Origin of the sequence: Pontiella desulfatans (genome assembly GCF_900890425.1) — a bacterium.
Taxonomy (GTDB): Bacteria; Verrucomicrobiota; Kiritimatiellia; order Kiritimatiellales; family Pontiellaceae; genus Pontiella; species Pontiella desulfatans.
In genome coordinates this window covers 866,074-887,472 of sequence record NZ_CAAHFG010000003.1, presented here as the reverse complement: position 1 = coordinate 887,472, position 21,399 = coordinate 866,074, and the positions used below count along the sequence as shown (strand labels likewise).

General features: G+C 52.0%; 12 protein-coding genes. 1 reads left to right on the top strand and 11 read right to left on the bottom strand.

Features of this window, described 5'->3' with window-relative positions; translation table 11 throughout:
- The first annotated feature begins 42 nt into the window (after positions 1-42).
- The gene (locus E9954_RS24390) at positions 43-1,266 is read left to right on the top strand and encodes a DDE-type integrase/transposase/recombinase (protein WP_136077388.1); all 1,224 of its coding nucleotides are present in this window, start codon (positions 43-45) and stop codon (positions 1,264-1,266) included.
- 226 nt (positions 1,267-1,492) lie between these two features.
- Here E9954_RS24390 and E9954_RS24385 read toward each other — a convergent pair whose 3' ends face one another.
- From E9954_RS24385 to E9954_RS24335, 11 genes are all read right to left on the bottom strand, one after another.
- Positions 1,493-4,897: a right-handed parallel beta-helix repeat-containing protein gene (locus E9954_RS24385; protein ID WP_136081886.1), complete on the bottom strand. Its 3,405-nt coding sequence runs from the start codon at positions 4,895-4,897 to the stop codon at positions 1,493-1,495.
- 112 nt (positions 4,898-5,009) lie between these two features.
- Positions 5,010-5,735 carry a PEP-CTERM sorting domain-containing protein gene (locus E9954_RS24380; protein WP_136081885.1) on the bottom strand — a complete coding sequence of 242 codons (726 nt, stop codon included), beginning with the start codon at positions 5,733-5,735 and terminating at the stop codon, positions 5,010-5,012.
- Positions 5,736-5,797: 62 nt separating this feature from the next.
- A complete protein-coding gene (locus E9954_RS24375; protein WP_136081884.1) occupies positions 5,798-8,038 on the bottom strand; it encodes a hypothetical protein in 2,241 nt (746 codons plus the stop codon).
- Positions 8,039-8,231: 193 nt separating this feature from the next.
- Positions 8,232-11,822 (bottom strand): right-handed parallel beta-helix repeat-containing protein, encoded by a 3,591-nt coding sequence (locus E9954_RS24370; protein WP_136081883.1) that lies wholly within the window; start codon positions 11,820-11,822, stop codon positions 8,232-8,234.
- 110 nt (positions 11,823-11,932) lie between these two features.
- A complete protein-coding gene (locus tag E9954_RS24365; protein WP_136081882.1) occupies positions 11,933-14,023 on the bottom strand; it encodes a serine/threonine protein kinase in 2,091 nt (696 codons plus the stop codon).
- A gap of 32 nt (positions 14,024-14,055) precedes the next feature.
- Positions 14,056-14,664 carry an RNA polymerase sigma factor gene (locus E9954_RS24360; RefSeq protein ID WP_136081881.1) on the bottom strand — a complete coding sequence of 203 codons (609 nt, stop codon included), beginning with the start codon at positions 14,662-14,664 and terminating at the stop codon, positions 14,056-14,058.
- A gap of 104 nt (positions 14,665-14,768) precedes the next feature.
- Positions 14,769-16,382 (bottom strand): beta-N-acetylhexosaminidase, encoded by a 1,614-nt coding sequence (locus tag E9954_RS24355; RefSeq protein ID WP_136081880.1) that lies wholly within the window; start codon positions 16,380-16,382, stop codon positions 14,769-14,771.
- Positions 16,383-16,395: 13 nt separating this feature from the next.
- Positions 16,396-17,841: an arylsulfatase gene (locus tag E9954_RS24350; protein ID WP_136081879.1), complete on the bottom strand. Its 1,446-nt coding sequence runs from the start codon at positions 17,839-17,841 to the stop codon at positions 16,396-16,398.
- A gap of 4 nt (positions 17,842-17,845) precedes the next feature.
- A complete protein-coding gene (locus tag E9954_RS24345) occupies positions 17,846-19,204 on the bottom strand; it encodes a sulfatase-like hydrolase/transferase (protein WP_136081878.1) in 1,359 nt (452 codons plus the stop codon).
- On the bottom strand, positions 19,201-20,604 hold the full coding sequence (locus tag E9954_RS24340; protein WP_136081877.1) for a sulfatase: 1,404 nt from the start codon (positions 20,602-20,604) through the stop codon (positions 19,201-19,203). Before E9954_RS24340 ends, E9954_RS24345 begins: the two co-directional genes overlap by 4 nt.
- Positions 20,601-21,398, bottom strand: coding sequence for a sulfatase family protein (locus E9954_RS24335; protein WP_136081876.1), 798 nt, complete (start codon positions 21,396-21,398; stop codon positions 20,601-20,603). Before E9954_RS24335 ends, E9954_RS24340 begins: the two co-directional genes overlap by 4 nt.
- Position 21,399: the final 1 nt, after the last annotated feature.

The window sequence follows — 21,399 nt, the reverse complement described above, 5'->3', positions numbered from 1 at the left end:
CTCACAAAAAATCACACCCTGTATACAGGGAGGATGAAAGAGATGAGTTGCGAAACCAGAATGGAATACATCGCGGTACAAAAACGCCGCTATAGGCGCGCGGAAAAGGCCTACAAGACCCGGTTGCTCGATGAAGTATGCGCGGTATGCGGCTATGATCGCAAGCATGCCACCAAGCTGCTCAACGACTCGTTTACGCCCTCCAGGGGCAAACGCGGCCGCAAAGGCGAGTACGACTCTGCTGAATTGCGCAAGACCCTCAAAACTCTGTGGCTTCGTTCTGGACAACTGTGCGGGAAGCGCCTCAAGCCTGCTATGCCACATTGGCTGAAGCACTATGAAAAACATTACGAACCGCTATCGACCGAATGCCGTGAAAAGCTACTGAGAATCAGCCCGGCAAGCATCGACCGGGTGCTCAAACCCTTCAAAGCGCAGTACCAGCGAAGGCGCAATACCGGTACCAAGCCCGGCTCGCTGCTCAAGAATCAGATCCCAATCCGCACCTCCACCGAGGACATCGACCGGCCCGGCTATCTCGAAGCCGACACAGTAGCCCACTGTGGCGGATCGATGAGCGGGGACTTCATCTGGTCGATCACCTATACGGATATCATAAGCACCTGGACGGTAACCCGCGCGGTCTGGAACAAAGGCGCTGAAGGCGTGATGCACCAAACCCACGACGTGGAAAACAAGCTGCCCTTCGCCATCCTGGGCTTCGACTGCGACAACGGCAGCGAGTTCCTCAACCACCATCTCACGCGCTACTTCCTGCAACGCAAACAGCCCGTCTGTTTTACACGCAGCAGACCGTACCACAAGAACGACAACGCCCATGTCGAACAAAAGAACTGGACGCACGTGCGCGAGTTGCTCGGCTACGACCGGCTCGACAACCCGGCCATGATCAGAGAGCTCAACGCACTCTACCGCGACTGGGAACGGCTCAACAACTTCTTCAAACCCTCGTTCAAGCTAAAAAGCAAGGTTCGCGTCAAAAGCCGGTACAAAAAGAAATACGATGCCCCCGCCACGCCCTTTGACCGCCTGAAGGTCAGCGGCATCCTTGGCGAACAACAGGAGGCTGCTCTGCAACGCGAATACGAAACGCTCGACCCTTTCGAGCTGGGCAATCGCATCCAGCGCCGACGTCGCAAGATCGAAAAAATGAAGAAAACCGGCGAGTCCGCCGCAGTCGGGGAACCCGGGTTCCCCGACTGCCTCCCCACCTTGACAACCCCCGAATTAGAGGGTACCCATTAATGCAGTCAAACGACTCCTCATCCGCACCTCTACGGTGTCATTTATTTTTGAGGCAACGCGGGGTAGAGAACGTTTGCGCGAGTGAAACGTTGCCTGCAGTGATCGGTAAAACGCTTTCCTCCTAGAGGTTAAGCGTTCTCTACACCTGCATCCGTTCAATAACAGAGTACCCTTTCCTGACTTCCGTCGACCGCAATGAGCTACAGGTTCAGCGAAAGGCCCTGAATTAGTTCTTACGAACCCGCAGACGGATAAAGGATTCATTCTGCAATGAGGCATCCAACAGATTGGTGACCGATTCAAAATCAGCATCAACTGCACCGACGCCCGTTTCCTGAACCCCGTTCGTTGTCCATGTATCAGACAGAAGATTCGTACCGGCTTCCACCCAGTAGCTTAATCCACGTGCTTCGGCATCTTTGCGCCGACGATAGATAAACTCGAAATCAGCTGAATTGGTTATGCTGTAAGCCGGAAAAATATCCGCCGGATCATTGGGATTATCCGGGCCACCACCAAATGCATACTCCTGTAGGTTATTGAGCGTATCCAGGTCGGGATTATCTTCCAGAGCGGTCTGGCCCCCTGCGGTGTATTCACCCAGCCAATCCCCATAGAGCGTATCGCCTTCGGCATCGCCTTGGATGACAAAGGCCAGATCCCGCAGATTATTAAGTGTCGGCGGCAGGCTTCCCGGAAATGCCCCGGCAGGATAAACACCTTTAACCGCATTACCATCGGAATAGCCATCATTTTTATCCGTTGAAACCCTTAGATCATTCGATACCGGACCGATCAATGTATAAACAAAACCATAGGCGGTATCCCCCTTGAGCGGAATCGCGTTGGCAAAACTCATTTTTTTCCAAGGTTTTGAACCATCAATTGACGGGAACTGAACCGAGTATACCGCGCCGAGGATCGTATCCGGCACCCCGTTGGTATCGGTATCTTCCAGTAGAGCCAACTCCAGCACCTGATTCGTTCCATACGTTCTCGTATCCGCTGTTGCATGGAAAGAAATCGCTGACAGATTGAAATCCGTGGTGCTCGAGAATGTCTGACCATACAGCTGCTCATCACCACTGCCATCATTTGCAGCAACGGTAATGTTGTTCCACGTACTGTTGAGCGTCGTCCAGGAAACCTCAACCCCGGTGGATGGAACAGCAGCCAGTTCGGTAAAATACATTGCCTGCGGGCCTTCCGGCTCCGGTGGTTCGACATCCCCTGTGGTGAAAATTTCTACGGATGCTGTTGTATTGGATCCATATCTGTTCTCAGCATACGCATAATAGTTATACGTGGCGTTACTTTGCAGTCCTGATACCGGCAGCCCATAGTAACCGGCATTTTTGCCTATATACACTTCATTGGTCGCCCCGCCGTCGGGCCACCAATAGATCCAGACCTTAGAACTGGTTCCGCCATCCGTAATCTGCCCTCCGAGGGTCGCCGACGTGCCGGTGATATCCTGAGCCGGAAGGTTTACGATGCCCGGTGCGGCCAGCGTTGCCGAAGGTACCGTAAAGGTCCAGACGGCTCCCGTCACAATGCCGGAGGGTGTATGTTCATCAACCCGCCAGAAATAGGTCTGCGCAAATAAGCCCAATGGATCATAAATATTATTCAGCTGGTTACCCACAAACTCGCTGCTGTTGGTGGAGGCCGTGGCCACCGCATTCGAAGCCGTGCCCAGATAGACATCGCTGGAGGTCGACTCCAATCCCTTCAGCCACATCAGCGAAGCCGAGGCTTTAACCGTAGTTGACCCGTCCGGCGGAATGGCTGTAGACGCTCCTTTTTCCTGACGGCCTGCGATCCAGTAGGTTGCGGCCCCATGTTCATACGCACCGATATCGGGTGCCCGTCCGGTGTAGGCGTCTGTAATGCCGGAAACCGGAGTGCCGCCATCGACCAGTATTGAATTCGGGATGGGCCGAAAGTCCAGGTTATCCGGATCGCGCAGTACCGTTCGGGCATCCGCATTACCGTATTCATAGCCATTCCAGTTATGATCATGAATGGTGACCGGAGCGAGCGGATCGTTTCCGGAACGGGACGATCCCAGGCGTTCCGCCGCATTGTTTTGCACAATGGTGCCCAGACTGTCCGACACATTATCAGCCAGAATAATGATCCCGTTATTTTCTGTATTCAAAGACGTGTTGTTGTAGCACTCATGGTAATCGCCCTTTTGCATAATAGTGCTTTTCACATGAAAACCAACATTGTGATGCATCAGGCCATCCATTCCGGTAGGACTGCCCAATGCCGTTGAAGCATCGAAACGCGCGCCGTATTTGTCGGATTCAAAGAACCAGTTATAGGCCACCACAGTTTCGGGCTGCGCGCCGACGGTCAACTGAATCGCCGCGCCGTCATTCTGTACGAGCCCGATATTATAAATCAGGTTCAGCTCAGCGACGGGGTTATCATTCACATCAAAAAATTCCGATGCCCCGGTGGTATGCGCCGTGTTCCCGCGATAAACCGAACCGCTCCCACGCATATAAACGGTGCCCATGAGACTTGGCAGATCGGCCACACTCCAGTCGATATATTCGAACAGGCAGTTTTCAATAAGGTTGTCCGTTCCGTTGTCCATGTAAATGGCTTGCGTTTCTGCAAAGCGCATCGTGTTATCATAAAAGGCATTATCGGATCCGCCGATAAACGCCGTGGCATTCGGGGAAACGGAATGCGCTCCCAGCATCCGTTTTGTACAGCTCGGGAAATTATAGTCTCCTTTTTCAACCCAAACCCGGTGGCATCCGCTGAAATAGACCGTCGTCGCAAAAAAATCGATTCCGCTGATCGTGATGTCATCGCAGTTGGTAAACTGGAAAGCGTAGTCCTGAACCTTTCCGCGAATGGTTGCATTCGTATTACCCCAGAAATACAACTCGTCGGTATCCTTGTTAAAGTACCACTCCTTTTCCACATCCAGAAATTCCAGCTTTCCTTCAAGGAAATAGTACTGAAGCGAACTTTTCAGGCTGCCGACCGCATTCACGGCAAAGGTATCGGAGCCCACTGCATGCGTATTCACCAAACGCGCATAGGTTTTAAAACTGCCCACATTAAGTACTGCAATCGCATTGGTAATGCTGAACGGAAGTGCAGCCAAATCCGAGTGCCCCGTAGGATCATCGACCATGGTCGTCGTTGTATTTAAATTATGATCGATTCTTGCCCAGTGATTATTCAGATCCCACACGGAATCATCATGAAGAAAAGCATTTGGCCAGCGCGCCGGCATCATCATTTCTTCACCGGCAAACAGCTGCCAGATATCCTGCGACAGCGTGGTTTTATAAATACTTCCGGAGTGCAGCGTCCAGGGTGTGGTGATTGCAACGGTACCATCCATGGTGACCTGCTCGCCCGGATAGGCCTTGAACGTCAGGTTGTTTTCACCGGAAAGAATGACCTCATCATGATAGGAACCTCCCCGGATATAGCAGGTATCTCCGGCGCTCATTTTAGAGGCCGCATACGAAACAGTAGCAAATGGGGCGCCTATCGAACTGGAGGAACCGGCATCCACTCCGTTTGTGGCCACATAGACATCAGCCGCCTGAATCCACCCCGCACTGACACAACAAAGTATAAAAATCAATTTTCGCATTTTTCCCTCTTATTAGTACGAATTTCATATTGCTCTAAATATAGAACCCCGCCACTTCAGTATGTTTGATAACAACACTGGAAAAAGTGACGGGGAAGCTCAAAACAGGTAATTAGATGGAAAACCATCGACGGATCAGAAAAACACCTCCTCCGAAAGCACTGATCAAACCTAAGGTAGCCGGCTCAGGAATCACATTCCCTTCCAGGAAAAAGGTCAGGTCGGAATTCCCCCCGCTCGGCGACGCAATAGGCAGACTCAGCACATCCGTCGTGGAGGCCATACTGATCAACGCCCCATCAGCATACGAATTTCCACCGTTGTCCCGTTCCAACGCCAGGGCATTTTCCGTATCGGTTTCACCAAAATACAACTGGAATTCATATTCAACCCCAGTAGTAGTGGATGCCAGTTCCACATTATTGAGATCCAGCTTCACATAATCGCCTTTAACAAAATCCGTACTACTGAGGTCATAGGAATAACTGGCGATCTGGGCATGGGAAGCATCAACAATGGAGAGCAACAAAGTATTTACATCACCTCCGCCACTGAAACTTTTTGAAGATGCCACACGAAAGGTGATCGAGCTGGCCTGCACATTGGTGCTCTGGGAAAGCGTCAGTCGCTGCCCGGCCATGCGGTTATCGCCATTCACGGTCCCCAGCTGTTTACGGGCGGGCCCCATCGTCCCCAGAACCGCTGTGGTATTCGTATAATCGAGTGTATTAAACGATTCCAACACGTTCGCATCCGGAGCCGTTGTCGAAATGGCAAATGTTCCGGCAGAGGTCACCGCCGCAGAGGCTATACTGAACAATAAAATGGTACTTTTCATCTTTCTATTCCTTCAAGGTTGGGGCCCTGTTCCTTCCGAAACAGGGCGTTAAAAAGGTACAATTAATCCTGTTGAATGTGCAGACGAATGAAATAGGCATCGCCGGATGCCGTATCCAGACGGTTTGTTACCGACTCAAATTCACCATCAATGGCACCTTTGCCCACATAGGTAATGGTGCTGTCATTGGTCCAGGCCGGCATACTCAGAGCCGCAGTGGACTGCACGTTATAATCCAGCCCGCGGGATACCGCATCGGATCGTTCGCGATGGACATACTCAATATAGGCACTTTTTGATGAGTAGGTCGGAAGCACAGCTGCGGCATCATCCACATTCGGATTTCCGCCCAGGGCATATTCCGTCAGGTTGTCCATTCCATCGGGCTCGAGGTCGGCATCCAGATCCCGGTCTGAACCGATCAGACCGAATCCATCCGCCCAGCTGTCATAATCCGCCGGCGCATCGACCGTGCCCTGAATGAAAAAGGTCAGGTCAGCTTCTGCGCTGGGATTCCCCATTCCGGAGCCGACTGGAAAGGTACCTTCATTCTTAAACTTAGCGAGCTGCCCGCCTGCAGCATACCCGTTTCCATTCACCGAACGTCCCAGCGGGAAGCCGGTATGCAGGGGATCCACTTCGCCCCAGTAGAATTCAACATGGTATACCCCATCCACAACGCCGGTAATACCGGAGTTCAGATTGAAGGTAATGTAGGTTTCGTTTGACGTAAAGGTCTCACCCGTAAACTCAAAGTTATAGGTATCTCCAACCTGCAGATCACCCTTACCGTCCGCATTGGTATCCTTCATCAGAGCGAGCTGATAGGTATGCGACGCATTCGTATATGCAAGATTACCTGCCGTTTCCGGTTTCAACATCGTGACGGCATCAATAGTCGCCGTGCCCGCAATGCCGGAAAGCTCAAAACTCTGCCCAAGCACCCGGTTATCCGAATTCACAACGGGTGAATCTGTAATACGGGTCGAGCTGAATGAACTCAGGTTGGACACCGCTTCATACGACTCGAGGATGTCCGTTACCGGAGCCGCGGCACTCAGCGAAAAGGATCCGAACGAGGGAAGTACACCGGCCATATCCCGGCCCTGAACGTAGAAGGTCAGATCGGCATTGGACGCTTTGCCAAGCCCATCGCCGAGCGGGAAGGTGCCGTCGTTGGATCCCACCGAAACCTGCTGACCGCCACCATACGCATCAACGGATTCATTGCGGTCCCAGTTCAGACCGAAATTATCCGCATCGACTTCATCATAATAGGTTTCAATCTGATACGTTCCGGCCACTACATTGGAAATACCTTCACCCAGCGGGAAGCTCAGGTAGGCGCCGGGACGGATGCTCAGATCCGTAACGTCATATGTGTAGGTGGAGCCGATCTGCAGATCCCCACGTCCATCCGCATTGGTATCTTTCAGAATCGCGACCGCCAGGTTCTGGGACGCACCGGTCAGGTTTTTCGTACTGCCGCTCTTGAGCGTGACTGCGTCGAGAACATAGGTATTCGTACCACTGATCGTAAACGTCTGGCCCACAATCCGGTTATCGCTTGCCGCGACCGGCGTATCTGCTTTACGGGCCGGGCCAAAAGATGATCCCTGCGTGGCTTCAAACGATTCAATGACATTGTTTTCCGGCGGGATGCTCAGAATCCCCAGGTCCGCTGAACCGGGCACACTGCCGACTACGATTTCATCGCGCACCACCACATTATCCACATAGAGATCGGCTCGGTTTCCGCTGCCGTTTCCTGAAATGGTTTCAATGCAGATGCTGGAAATGTCATTCGTATTACCAGCATTTTTTGAAGAAATCTGGGCAATAAAAACCCCATCCACATACATGTGAATTTCATCCGGATCCAGATCTCGGTCAATGTAACCCAATACGCTGTAATTGGTCGCCGTTCCGGTTTCTCCCATGGCCACCAGATCGATGTGATGCCAGGTATTTGACGTAACACCGTTACGGTTTTGCAAATCGGATACATAAACAACCGGGTCAGCGGGGTCATTCTGGAAGCCCTTGGCATCCAGGGTAGCCAACCGGGCAAAAACACCGTCATTAAAGTCATTGGGGTCACCCTGACCGTCCTTGTAATAGACATCGAAACTCATCGTCACCAGCGCAGTTTCCGGAAACCATTGATTCGCATACAACGACACCGTGCCATTCACATGGTCCACGCCATTGGTTCGGGTGGTCAGATACATGACCTTGTTTCCAGGATTCGTCGGGTCGTCAATACGGGAAATGGCCGCACCACCGGTTGCCCTTGTGCTCATGCTGTTTCCGGATTCAAAATCCTCACTGGCTAAAACCGCTCCCTGAGTGGTTCCTGCAATAAGCATCGTCCCTGCAATTAAACTTAATGTACTGAATAATTTCATTTATCACTCCTCTGTGTGTTTATGAAGTCAAGCAATCCAACCTAGAAACGCCACTCGTCTGCGGGCTTCTCATTTCGAATGAAAATAATTATGGAACGGGATCAATCATCAGTCGGATGAAGGTTTGAGGCAGAATAACGGGGACCTCATTGGTCACCGATTCAAACTCCGGATCCAGCATTCCTGTTGCAGGAAGCTCGGTGTATCCTCCGTTCGTCCAGACATTGGAAACCAGGTTGGTTGAGGTTTCGAGCCAGTACACTAGTCCTGCATTGAGCCGGCGCGGATATACGAAAACCATCGGATCGGAGCGGTTGTCCAAAATCGATTCATACCCGATATCTGCGCCGTTTGTAGGATTACCCCCCATAGCAAATTCGCTTAACGTATTCAGTCCATCGCTATCAGGATCAGCCATCGGATCGGATAGACCGTAAATGGCCATCCAGTCCTCGAGCGGAGTTTGAGCGGTGTATTCCGCATAGGCGTAGTTCCGAACCTCGACATTATCCATATACCAATCGGCGGCATCCGCCTTATTGACCGTCCAGCCAAAACTGTCCACCTTCGTGGTATCGGTCAGAACATTGCCATTCCCTGGTTTGTCGATGCCGTTGTCAACAACCAGCGATCCATCCTGCCAAAGATCGGCACTGCCGTTCGCAACGGAATGGGTAATCCCATCCACCGTATACACGACAGCCGCACCGCTTTGATTGACGACCCAGTCAAAATGATGCCAGATATTCGTGGCAATGTACGGAGCCAGGCTGACCTTCCGCGCCTGGTTGAGATGGCTGCTGATGCTGTCGATTCCGGCCGAAAGCGACATGGGTCCGGTCATGGAAATCGCTCCATCATGAAAGCTGTCAAAACTGAGCGTAATCAGTCCTTCTTCCGGAAATACATCGGTCGCCCCAAGCACGGTGCGATCATCGACGGTTGACGCGTTGTTCAAACGAACAACCTGACTCGCCCCCTTTTCGGCCACCAGAATGCTTCCGGAACCCAGTGTGATCTGCGTGGCCCAGTTGCTCGATGCCGGCGAGGACCCCGGGATATAGGACTCAAAATCATCAGAAAAAACAACGCCGGGCGCCGTCGGGGTATAATCGGCAGTGGTATAATTCCAGACCTCACCTGCAATTTCCGAATTATTCGAAAGCACGGTATCGACCCGCCAATAATACTCGGTATTCCCCTGCGGTATAACGCCATGATCACGCGGATCAATCACGTTGTGTGCGGCCGGAAAATGCCCAAGCATTGGGAGCGTTGCGGCATTGGTTCCGAAATAGACCTTAACGCTGACCGCCCCGTAGCCCGGTTGAAAAATCAGTTCACGGCCTTCGAGCTGATTCACGCTTCCAAGGTTTGGAATCGGCATGCCGGCCTGCGCCGGAATAAAACCGGGAATCCAGTAATTGGTGCTTCCAAATTCGTAGGCGCCCATATCCGGCGCAACACCAACGTAACCTGATACCTGTCCCGGAACATTAGTCCCTGCATCAATCAACGCTGAACCGACGGCAGGCCGAAAATCCCATTGAGCCGGATCAACAAGTTCATTTTTCACTTCGCTGCCCGACCAGTTATGATCCGCGATACCCGGATAAGGCTCGGCCGCCGACCGACTGCCGCTGATCAGGTTGACGGCATTGTTGCGCGTCACCGTATTGGAATTAACCCCGCCATGGGTGACATCGGAAAAAATCGAAATATCGACCACATCATTATCAAATCCGGTGTTGTTATAAATATGATGATAGTCCCCCTTCGGGACCATGGGCTGGGTATTCCAAAGCACGTTATAACGCATCACCCCGTTGGTTCCGTATACCGCCGGGTCCAGCCAGGGAGAATCAAAACGCAATGCAAACTTGATATGATCATGAACCCAGTTTTGCTGCATAATGGTGCCGTCGGTATAGTCGGCATCGGTCTGAATAGCGGAACCGTCGTGCTGCAGCATCCCCTGATTCGTCACCCGGTTCAGTTCGAAAACACTTGCGGGACCTCCTTTAATGCCAACCGAATTACCTCCGGTATCCAGGGTATTCTGACGAAAGGTCAGATTCGATGCATTGCGGATATTCACCATGACATCATGCAATGTTCCAACACAGCTGTAGTCGATTTGATAAAAGAGACAGTTTTCAATCAGGCCGCCGTCGCCGACAAATTCAATGCCCGCTCCATCGGCATATTGGAAGGTGCAATTACGCAATTGGTTGCCATCGCCATCAAAAAATGTGGCCTCCGCTTTTGCTGTGCTGCCGAGCATACGTTTCGAATAGCTAGGAAAAAGCACATCAGCATCTTCAATCGTGATTGAATCGGAGGTATCGACCTTAAAGGTACAGGCGAAAAAATCGATACCCCGTACCGCAATGTTCTGTGAATTGGATATATCCAGACCGTACGTCAGGGTCTTTCCGCGAATCTCCCTGCCTGAGGGATTAACCCCGTCGTCCGGAATCAGAAACAGTTCATCGGTTAATGCATTGTAAAACCATTCCCTGTTTGTGCTCAGACAGGCATAGGAAGCCTCAAAGAATGCCGCACCATTGATAATTTTATGATGATACTGATTCCCGATAGGTGCATAAGTAAAGGTGTTGCTTCCCGCAGAATGCCCCGTCACCTCTCGGGCAAACGACAGCCAGGAGCCCGTGTTCATGATGGCGATTGCCCCGGAAAAATCTTTTCCGGAAGCCGCCAGCTCAGGTCCGCCGGCTTCATCAATAAAGGTGCCGTCGGTACTGGGTGCATCCTGCTGAATCCAGTGGTCGTCTTTATCCCACATTGCCTCCGTCCATGCCTCGGCATCCGGCCAACGCGCAGAAGTCTGCATTTCATCATCCACAAACAATTGCCAGATATCGGTTGAAACGGAGGTTTTATAAATGCCGTTCGAGACCGGGCTCCAGGCACCGACGATCGGAATAGTTCCATCAATGATCACCTGTTCCTCTGCATAATTACGGATAATGATTCCCGCTCCACCAGCCCCTTCAAAATCATGAAAAGCCGATCCAATCTGAACGTCATCAATAAAGAAATAGTCTCCGGTTCCTGTACTGGCACTCATGCTGAAGCGAATCTGCGAAACCGTGCCATATGCAGCTAGAGAGATGATCTCGGTCTGTAGGTTATCCGGCGAATCGTTGCCATCTCCGGAATTACCCGCATTATCCATACTCCAGACGGTATGCCACGCCCCATCAAAAACTTCTGCAGAAGCGACATCCGAAGCATTATTAAACGAATCAATATCCCATTTAAACGAGAGTGCAGAACCGGAAACACCAGTCGACAGGGTGCGGGTCATGGACCCCGCCTTCACCATTCTGACCGCTGTGTTTCCGCCCGATGATCCTGAAGCGGTATTGATGCCCAATATCCAGTCGCCGTCCCAGCCCACTCCTCCGGACCAATCGACACTTCCGGATAGACTTCCATTCAAATCGGAAATGATCACACCTTCATGATAACGGCCACCCCGGATAGTCAGCGTATCGCCTGCATCGAGCTGATCAACCCCATATTGAATGGTCGCAAACGGGGCTGCCAGGGTACCGCCCGGCAGCGCATTCACCCCGTTGGTCGCAACATAGTATTCTTCAGCAAAAACAGCACCGACAAGAACAGGAATCGCTAGTAATAAACGTTTTTTCATAGGCCTCTTTTCCAGGGTTGACCAGGCCGTATATGGGCCTGATTACCATAGAAACGCCTATGAACAGGAAGTTTCTCAAATTAATGGAACACCGCAGCTGTTTCTATCGGTCAGGGATAGGTACGGCCTTGCGGAATTTCGATCACTTCAATGTGTTGAGGAAAGCGTTCCAGATGATATCTAGGTATGGCCCCTGCCGTAATGACCAGACGCTCCATAGGAATTTTTCCCAACCAATAGGTGTTGGGTTCCGGATCATAAAACTTCAATCCCAGCAGAATGAGCTCTTCAAACCGATCCTGCAGCTTCAACCCGTGGAACTCATGAATATGCGAACCGCTCAAATCCAGCGAAACAAGATCCAATGGCAGCAGAATACTGGCCCCCTGACCCCAACGGGTTTCTGTAAGCCGTAAGGTGTGATAGGGCGCATTCCTCAGATTCAAATGATGCCCCCCCTCCCGAGGCTCCAGTTTCACATGATCGCCCCAGCCGAGCGTATCATTGGTCAGGTTGAGGATCGCAATGGCAATCGGCAGGTATTCCTGCGGCGTCAACCTTTCCGCCCGAGCCATGTGCCGCTCATAACACCGGGATAAAATATTCTTACGGAACAAGGTATTCCGATACGGCATATCCAGTAATTCAGAAAAATGTGCCGGTTCCAGAAGTTGCTGGTCATCCGGCTTGATCTCCAAGAAGTATAGACACTGTTTATACAGATTATTCTTCTGATCAAATTTCGCCTGATCGAAAGCCTGAACCGCCGCGCTAAACTCTTCATTGATGAAATGCAGATATGCTTTCATCTGGAATAACTGTTTGCGGTATTTCTCATCCAGGTCCGGCTTTTGCAATTCATTGTTCACCATGCGGCGCATGAGGCTATAGTTCCAGATATCACCCCGCATAATCGAATTCACAAAAAAGGACTGCACATCGGTATAGAGTTTCTGCGAGGTTTTTGTTTCCTCTTTATACAGCGCCAGATTATGGATGGCCTCGCGTTTAGCCGTCAGGGCCTGACTGCGCTGAACGGAAACGCGCGCAAGTAAAACGGCAATGACCACAGTCAGCACCATACCGAACATCATCAGCGTGAATACCATTTTACTGTGCCGGCGCATGAACAGCTGTGAACGTTTTAAAATGTGGGCATTTTCCGCCGCCGGTGCGAAGCCGCGCAGATAGCGCGTAACTTCATCATGCAGCGCCTGGACACTGGCATAGCGGTCGCGGGTTTCCAATTGCAGGGCTTTCATGGCCACGGCTCCCAGGCTGGTTGGAATATTGCGATTGGGACGCCGCATCCGGGGACGTACGATATTTCCTGCAACCGTATTTTCAATTACTTCTTCCGCGTGGGTGCCACTGACCGGAATGGTACCGGTCAGAATAAAATAGAGAATCGCCCCCAGGGCATAGACGTCCGTACGGGCGCAAACCTGCCCGTAATCCGTTACCTGCTCCGGGGCCATATATCCCGGTGTTCCTTTTAACATGCCGGAGTGCGTTACATTATTCAGCAGGTCCGGATCAAACTCCTCCGCGGACTGATCAATCATCACCGTTCCATCATCCCCCACCACCCGGGCCAGGCCCCAGTCAAACAAGGTGACCAATCCATACCGACCGACCATGATATTGGCCGGTTTAAGATCCAGATGAAGTACCCCCCGGGAATGGGCATAAATGACGGCATCGCAGACTTTCAGGTATATTTCCAGCAGTGTATCCAGATCAAAACGCTGAAGATAGTCCTCATTCCCGGCCGTACGCTCCCGAACAATATTTTTCAGCTCCTCGCCCTCGAGCAGGCGCATAATAAAATAGGGTTCACCCGCGCTGTTCAGGCCGACTTCATGAATCGGCAGAATATTCGGATGCTGCAGCTTGGCCGTCAGCTGGGCTTCGCGCAGAAACTCCTCCTTTTCCGACTCGGTTTTCCAGCGAAGCGGATTGGCCATGGCCACGTGACGGCCGGAATGGGAGTCATAGACCCTCGAGATTTTTTTGGCACCGCCCGCCACCAGAAACTCTTCGTTGGTAAAATGGTAGCGGGATTCGTCCAGCGATTGAAGAATGGGTGCGGATCCCGCGTGCTCTGATTCCTCGTCCGCTTTCGGATCTGAATCCAGAAAATCATTGATCCGGGAACCCAGGTTCCTGAAATCCGGCGACTCTTCATCCAAGTGCTTCATGATCCGCTCTCATTTTCTGACCCGTTGAAGGATTATCCCATATATTCATTCAGTGCGGAAATTTCATCCATCAGACTGTCTTTAACCCGACTTTTCAGGCGATATGCGGTACTCAAGGGCATGCCCAGCTCTTCAGCAATCACTTTAATATCCCTGCCCTTCAAGGATTCGTCAAAAAGCTTCATCGCATCGGAAGAAAAATATTGGGCAATATTTTTAAACGCCAGGGCCGCCACATAATTGCTCCATTCCCGCTCAATAATTCCATCGATATCCGGAAGTGAAATAGAGTCCGTCAGTTCGGAGTCGGAATCCACCAGTTTATCGGACCGGTTGGTATCCCTTTGTTTTTTACGCAGAAAATCCTTCACGCAGTTCCGGACCACCACCGCCAGATAACTCCGGAAGCGCGTCATTTTATTCAGATCCACATCCGGCAGCTTTTTCCACAGCTTCAGAAAAATCTGCTGGCGCAGATCATCCGCATCACTTGATGCAATATTCATGCTGTTGATAATGGTATAAATGTAGCCGCTGTAGGAATCCACAAACTCCTGCCAGGCCTTCTCATCATACTGTTTCTGCATCTTCTGCAGCAGCGTCATCCGTGTGCGATAGGTACCCTTTGTTTCCTCATTCATAACGGGGACACAATAAACCACATACCGTCAAATGAGTAGGCTTCGTTTCTTTTTTTATGCAAAATAAAATCATGCATCGAATGCTTGCCCGAACAGAGCATTATCTATTTTGTTTTCACTGGGCGATAATTCACACCCATTACATTAAACCGCTTTTCCTGCTCCGTGACGCGCTCCACAAATGGCACAAAATCCTTCTGTTCTTCCGGCAACCAGGCCAGCTCCGCCAGTGCAAGCGCACGCGGAAATGCCATATACTCAACCTGCTCGGTCGTCGGCATATACTCACGCCAGAGCTGTCCCTGAACCCCTAAAATACGTTCGGCTTCCTGCTCCGTCAGCCCTTCCATAACCGGGTTAAACCTATAGACGGTTTCCAAGGAAAGGAAGTTACCGATGGCAAGCGGTTCATTCTTTTTATCCTTGGCCTGGTAATAGTCAAAATAGAGATGGCTGTTGGAGGCAATCACAAGATCGTGCCCATCCTGGGCCGCTTTTTTTGCAATCTCCGTTCCCGCTCGTCCTTTCTTACCGCGCCACCACATCACCGCCGCATTTTGAGCCAGTCCGCCCTCGGCAATCTCATCCCAACCGATCAGGCGCCGCCCGTTTTCCACCAGGAAATCATCCATTTGCTTGATGAACCAGCTCTGCATTTCATGCATATCCTCCAAACCACGTTCCTCGCGCAGTTGCTGGATGCGTTCACTGGACTCCCATTGATTTTTCTTGGCTTCGTCGCCGCCGATATGAATGAACTCGGAAGGAAACAGTTCCATCACCTCCATCAAGACATCCTTACAGAACTGCAGCGTGGACTCTTCCGGGTTCAGGATGATCTGGCTGATGCCCCACATCGGCTTCACGGAAACGTCCTCATCGATACAGCCCAGTTCCGGATACGCCGCTATAGCGGCCTGCATATGGCCCGGCATATCGATCTCCGGAACAATGGTGATATGGCGCGCCGCCGCATAGGCCACGATTTCACGGATATCGTCCTGCGTGTAAAAGCCCCCGTGGCGGACGCCGTCCAGATTCAGTTTTTTTCGATTTTCCCGGGCATGCCCGATCACCGTACTATCCCGCCATGCTCCGACCTCAGTCAGCTCGGGATATTTTTTAATTTCTATCCGCCAGCCCTGATCATCCGTAAGGTGCCAATGAAGGGTATTCAACTTAAAGATAGACATCGTATCGATAAATTTAAGAACATCCTCCTTCGGCATAAAGTACCGACTGGCATCCAGCATCAACCCGCGCCATGCGAACCGGGGAACATCACGAATTTCAACCGTAGGCATGTTCCAATCCCTGGATATCTGCGTCCGGGAGTAAATTTCCGGCGGCAGCAACTGCCGCAGCGTTTGTGCCCCATAAAACAGGCCCGCCGGCGATGCGGCCCGAATAATGACCGAATCTCCGGCCACAAATTCGTATCCATCTTTCCCAAGCGATTCTTTTTTGCGGACCTCGAAAACAATATCACCCTCGGTTCCCGGCCTGACCGGCAGTTCAAAGCCTGTTGCAGGCCGAAGCTGTTCGGCCAGCAATACAGCCGTCGGTTTGGCCGCGGCATCGGCATAGGTGATCACTGCAGCGGGTTTAAGTTCAAACGTTCCTCCCGTCTCTTTCATATCCACGGGTTGGGGAATCAGGGCGGGGGCTGCAAAAGCAGTGGTAACGGCAAAGGCTGTCATAGCAATTAATGATTTCATGTCTACTCCACGTTTAATCAAGGGTTTCGAAAGGGAACAAAACAGATGGTGTATGTTCCCGTTTGATAATGGCTTCGATCTGCGCGACCACTTCCGGATGTCGATCGGCGATATTGTTTTTTTCAAAAGGATCCGTTTTCAGATTATAGAGCTGCATTTTTCCGGGAACATGCGGCGTTTTACTTTTATTCTTTTTATTCCGTTTTCCTGAGCTGAGCTGCTGGGTTTTGATCCCCTTCCAGTCGCCCATACGAACTGTAACCTGACCGCCGTTGTAGTTTTTTGCATTAAATTCCCAGTACAGAAAATCGTGCGCCTTCTGAGGTTTTCCGGTCATTGACGGCAGCATGCTGATGCCGTCAACCTTGACCGGTACTTCGGCATCGGTAATTTCCGCAAATGTCGGAAGCATATCCCAGAAAGCGGATACATGTTCGTTGGTTGTGCCGGCCGGAATTTTTCCGGGCCATTTGGCAATGAACGGAACGCGAAGACCGCCCTCATAATGCGAGCCCTTCAACCCGCGCAGCCCGGCCGTTCCATCGAAAAATTTTGGATCTGCACCACCCGCATAGGTAGCCCCGTTATCGCTTGTAAAGATAATCAACGTCTGATCCGCAATTCCGAGTTCATCGAGCTTATTCATAAGCATGCCGATATTGCGGTCCATATGCGAGACCATCGCGGCGTAAGCGGCGCGCGGCGTCTTGTGTCCGGTATAGCCTTTACCCGTAGCGGGTTTATAGGCGCCCTTAAAGGGCGTTTCGGGCCATAGACCTTCATACTCCTTCAGTGTCTCATCCGGCACCTGCAGCGATACGTGCGGGATTGGAGAGGCATAATAGAGGAAAAAAGCCTGATCCTTATTTTGCTCCATGAAAGCCAACGCCTCCTTTCGCATTTCATCAGCACTGTAATTCGGCCCTTCGATATCCCTGTTGTCAGGATACATCACCTTTCCCTGGTTGCGCCAAAGATAGTCGCGGTAATACTGATGGGCATGGCGCTGGCAGTTGTTCCCGAAGAAAAGATCGAATCCCTGGTTATTCGGATCCCCCTCGCTGCCGGGATAGCCCAGACCCCACTTGCCGACGCAGGCCGTCGCATACCCTTTCGTCTTCAGCATCTTGGCCATCGTGAAGCTATCGGCAGGAATCGGAACCTGTCCCTCATGCGGAAGTTCTTTGTTGTTGCGGATATAGGCATGCCCCTGATGCAGCCCGGTCAGGAAAGAGCAACGCGACGGAGCACAAACCGCCTGTCCGCTGTAGTGCTGAGTGAAACGCATGCCCTGCGTCGCCAGGGCATCAATATTCGGAGTTTTAATCTTTTCCTGCCCGTAGCAACCTAAATCACCGTATCCCAGATCATCAGCCAGAATATAGATAATATTGGGCATCCGGGCCTGACTGCAAATTGCAGTCGAAACCATCAGCAGGATAAATGTTATTCGCTTCATCTCTCTATCTCGCGGTTTTGTATGTGTTACGCGGCTCCGCCAGCCAGTTGGCCAACAGTTCCGCCAGCTCGGCCGTCTTTTCCGGCATATCGGTCATACGATTTATTTTTTCCTGCGGATCATCCGTCAGGTTGTAGAGTTCCTTCGGTTCTCCATAGGCCGTCAGCAGCTTCCAGTCGCCAAGGCGTATTGCGCCCGTGAGCGTCCCAGGCTTCTTCTTTTTACGTCCCTGGTTTTTATCAAAATACCAGAATTCCGGCTGGGCGGAACGGTCGAGGAAATCGCCTTCAAGCAACGGAAGAAGATTTTGACCATCAAAATTTTCATCGGCCGGAAGCACGATCCCCGCCGCCGCACAGAGCGTCGGAAGAATATCGTTACTATGCCCCCGTTCATCCGAGATACTGCCCGCCTCCATATGTCCCGGCCACCAGACGATGAACGGCACACGGATGCCACCTTCGTAAAGATCACTCTTGATTCCGCGCCACGGCCCATTGTTGGAGAATTTGTGCCCCCCGTTATCGGAAGTGAAAATGATCAGCGTGTTATCCTCTACCACATCAAAAATGCGGCCGATCTGATAATCCAACCTTGCCAGCATTGATCGGATCCGATGTTGCTCTTCCGAAAGTCCGTCTTCCGCAGTCGCACTCCAGTGCGGTTCCGGTGCGCGCTCCAGCGGCAGATGCGGAACCTGGAAATTGGCATGAATAAAGAATGGTTTATCCTGTTCATTAAAGATGTTAATCAGCCGAATCGTTTCCTCCCCCATGATATCAGTAAAGAACATGGAAAAGTATCGATGATTTTCATCCATCGGCTGCTCGTTTTCCAGCAGGCAGGTTCCACCGCGGGAATAGAGATCGCCCCGTTTGAAATATTCCGTACGCAGCGGATGCTCCTCGATCTGACAGAGATAGTGCTCGTAGCCATGCTCGTGGGGACCATCTACCTCATCACGCCGTTCACGGTCTTTAAGGCGCAAACCGCCCAGATGCCACTTTCCGACCAGGGCCGTGGTATAACCGGCATCTTTCATTAACTGCGGCAACGAGTGTCCAGCGGGCAGGTATTCACCCCGGTCCCGGAAAATCGATTCAATATTGTAACGCAGCGGATATTTTCCGGTAACAATCGATGCGCGCGTCGGTGTACAGACCGGCCCCGCCGCATAGAATTGGGTCATGCGCATCCCCTGCTCCGCCAGTTTGTCGATATTGGGCGTCTGCACGCGATCATTGCCGTAACACGAGAGGTCACTGTACCCCAGATCATCCGCCACAATCAGCAGCACATTCGGCACGTCGCCGGAAAAACAGACCGTTGCGACACACCATAAGGTAAAAAGGATTGTCTTCATTGATTCTTCTTTTTTCGTTTATTCTCACCGGGCTTATACTTCGGGTTCAACTCCGTCGGCACCGGTGCCTCCATCGTCGCCCGCCACCGTTTCATCTCCGCATGAAGTTCCCGGGCTTTTTCCGGATAAAGCGATGCCAGATTATTCCGCTCGCCGATATCGGCTTCCAGATCATAAAGCTCAATCCGCCCGTCCTCAAAATATTCATGAAACTTCCATTTCCCGAAGCGCAGGGCGGATCCGGGGCGGGTGCGGTAGAGCGGATCATGCGAATCATCCTCGACTCCGGAATAAGCCTGCAGGTAAACCGGAAAATGCCAGAACAGCATTCGTTCGGGAAATTCATCCTGACCGGTCAGCAACGAGAGCAGGCTTATCCCGTCCAGCACCTTTCCCTTCGGAACCGGAAGCCCCGCCGCTTCAAGAAATGTAGGATAAAAATCGGTCCCGATCACCGGCACCGAGCAGGTCGAATCCGCAGCCACTTTTCCCGGCCACCGAACCACAAGCGGTTCGCGGATTCCCCCCTCAAAATACGACCCCTTGCCCGCCCGGAACGGCGTCTGTTTGGAAATTTTGCAAATCCCCCCGTTGTCCGAACAAAACAGTACCAGTGTATTTTCCTTCAACCCCAGCGTTTCAAGTTCCGTGAGAATGCGGCCGATACCTTCGTCCATCTTTTCGATCATGGAGGCATAAACCGCATGGACCGGCCGGCCCTCATACTTGTCCACAAACTCCGGCACTGCCTCAAGCCGGGTATGCACTGAATAATAGGCCATGTGCATAAAAAAGGGATGCTCTTTATTTTCGCGCATAAACCGGATCGCCTGGTCGGAAAAAATGTCCACCCGGTGGGTACCTTCTGGATATTGGTCACTGAACGGCTTCATCGGGCCGCTTTTAAACGGGGAAAAATAACCGCCGCCGGAAGGTCCGCCCGAGGTATCTCCACCGATATTGACATCAAAGCCCTGCCGTATCGGATCCTCACCCAGATGCCATTTTCCCAGATGAATCGTTTTATATCCCCCCGCCTGAAGCGCCCCGGCGAGGGTCAGGTTGTCCGGATTCAAATGCAGTGTATTCCGGACGGGCACCAGCTTTCGCTGCTGCGATTTTCCCCGGTCCGAATTGCCCACGGTATAGACGCCGTGCCGAGGTGCATACTGCCCGCTCATGACACAGGCCCGGCTCGGCGCACAGTTGGCCGCCGGTGCATAGGCTTCCGTAAACAGCATCCCCTCTGCCCGTAAACGGTCAATATGCGGGGTATGGTAACGGGAACTGTTAAAGCCCACATCCATCACCCCCAGATCATCCGCATTGATATAGATTATATTAGGCCGACCGAAAGCCGTCCCGACACAACAGAGCATTACCATCATCCACGTTTTCATTTCCGAATACCCTTCTGCTCAATCAGCTGCCTCAGTTCCGCCTGCATCGCGGCCGCTTTTTCCGGAAAATCGGCAATTACATTCCGGGTTTCACCGGGATCGTTTTTAAGGTTATAGAGTTCTGCCGGCCCGCCACCCCGATTTTTCTTCCCTTTCGAGGCCGAAATATATTTCCAGTCCCCCCGGCGCAGCGCCCGCCGTTTTTCGGCCTCTTCAATCATAAAGGGCAGACCGTCCGGATCCTTGCCCAGCAGCGCGCCGAGCATATTCCGACTGTCCAGCGCCTCACCTGCAGGCACCTCCTCCTCCAATAAGGCGGCAAAGGATGAAATAAAATCGATCTCCAGCGGTCCCGGCTTCACCTCGCCGTTCCAATCTACCGGTGTTCCTTTGGCACCAATCCCCAAATGCCATTTCCCTACCACCCCGGCGGTATAGCCGGCCTGCCGGAACAGTTCAGGCAGCGTAAAAGCTTCCGTTGAAATCGTCAGCGGCGCATTGGGAGGCAGTACCGCCACACCGTGGCGGAAACCGTGCACACCGGTCAGCAGCGAATAGCGCGACGGGGTGCAGGTGCCGGCTGAACAATGTCCATCGGTAAAGCGCAGCCCTTCAGCCGCCAGCCGGTCAATGTTCGGCGTCGGGATCAGTTTACTGCCATACGCACCCACATCGCCGTACCCAACATCATCCCCATAAATGATGACCACATTCGGCTTTAATGCATAAACACCCCCGGCCATCAGCAGCATCGCGACACCGTGAAAAAGTTTTACTCGAATTTTGCCGTTCATA

What these genes read in the sequence shown, in the direction of transcription:
- E9954_RS24365 (WP_136081882.1), bottom strand. Translation starts at nt 14,023, where the DNA reads ATGAAGCACTTGGATGAAGAGTCGCCGGATTTCAGGAACCTGGGTTCC.
- E9954_RS24335 (WP_136081876.1), bottom strand. Translation starts at nt 21,398, where the DNA reads ATGAACGGCAAAATTCGAGTAAAACTTTTTCACGGTGTCGCGATGCTG.
- E9954_RS24375 (WP_136081884.1), bottom strand. Translation starts at nt 8,038, where the DNA reads ATGAGCACAAGGGCAACCGGTGGTGCGGCCATTTCCCGTATTGACGAC.
- E9954_RS24355 (WP_136081880.1), bottom strand. Translation starts at nt 16,382, where the DNA reads ATGAAATCATTAATTGCTATGACAGCCTTTGCCGTTACCACTGCTTTT.
- E9954_RS24340 (WP_136081877.1), bottom strand. Translation starts at nt 20,604, where the DNA reads ATGAAAACGTGGATGATGGTAATGCTCTGTTGTGTCGGGACGGCTTTC.
- E9954_RS24385 (WP_136081886.1), bottom strand. Translation starts at nt 4,897, where the DNA reads ATGCGAAAATTGATTTTTATACTTTGTTGTGTCAGTGCGGGGTGGATT.
- E9954_RS24380 (WP_136081885.1), bottom strand. Translation starts at nt 5,735, where the DNA reads ATGAAAAGTACCATTTTATTGTTCAGTATAGCCTCTGCGGCGGTGACC.
- E9954_RS24345 (WP_136081878.1), bottom strand. Translation starts at nt 19,204, where the DNA reads ATGAAGACAATCCTTTTTACCTTATGGTGTGTCGCAACGGTCTGTTTT.
- E9954_RS24370 (WP_136081883.1), bottom strand. Translation starts at nt 11,822, where the DNA reads ATGAAAAAACGTTTATTACTAGCGATTCCTGTTCTTGTCGGTGCTGTT.
- E9954_RS24390 (WP_136077388.1), top strand. Translation starts at nt 43, where the DNA reads ATGAGTTGCGAAACCAGAATGGAATACATCGCGGTACAAAAACGCCGC.
- E9954_RS24360 (WP_136081881.1), bottom strand. Translation starts at nt 14,664, where the DNA reads ATGAATGAGGAAACAAAGGGTACCTATCGCACACGGATGACGCTGCTG.
- E9954_RS24350 (WP_136081879.1), bottom strand. Translation starts at nt 17,841, where the DNA reads ATGAAGCGAATAACATTTATCCTGCTGATGGTTTCGACTGCAATTTGC.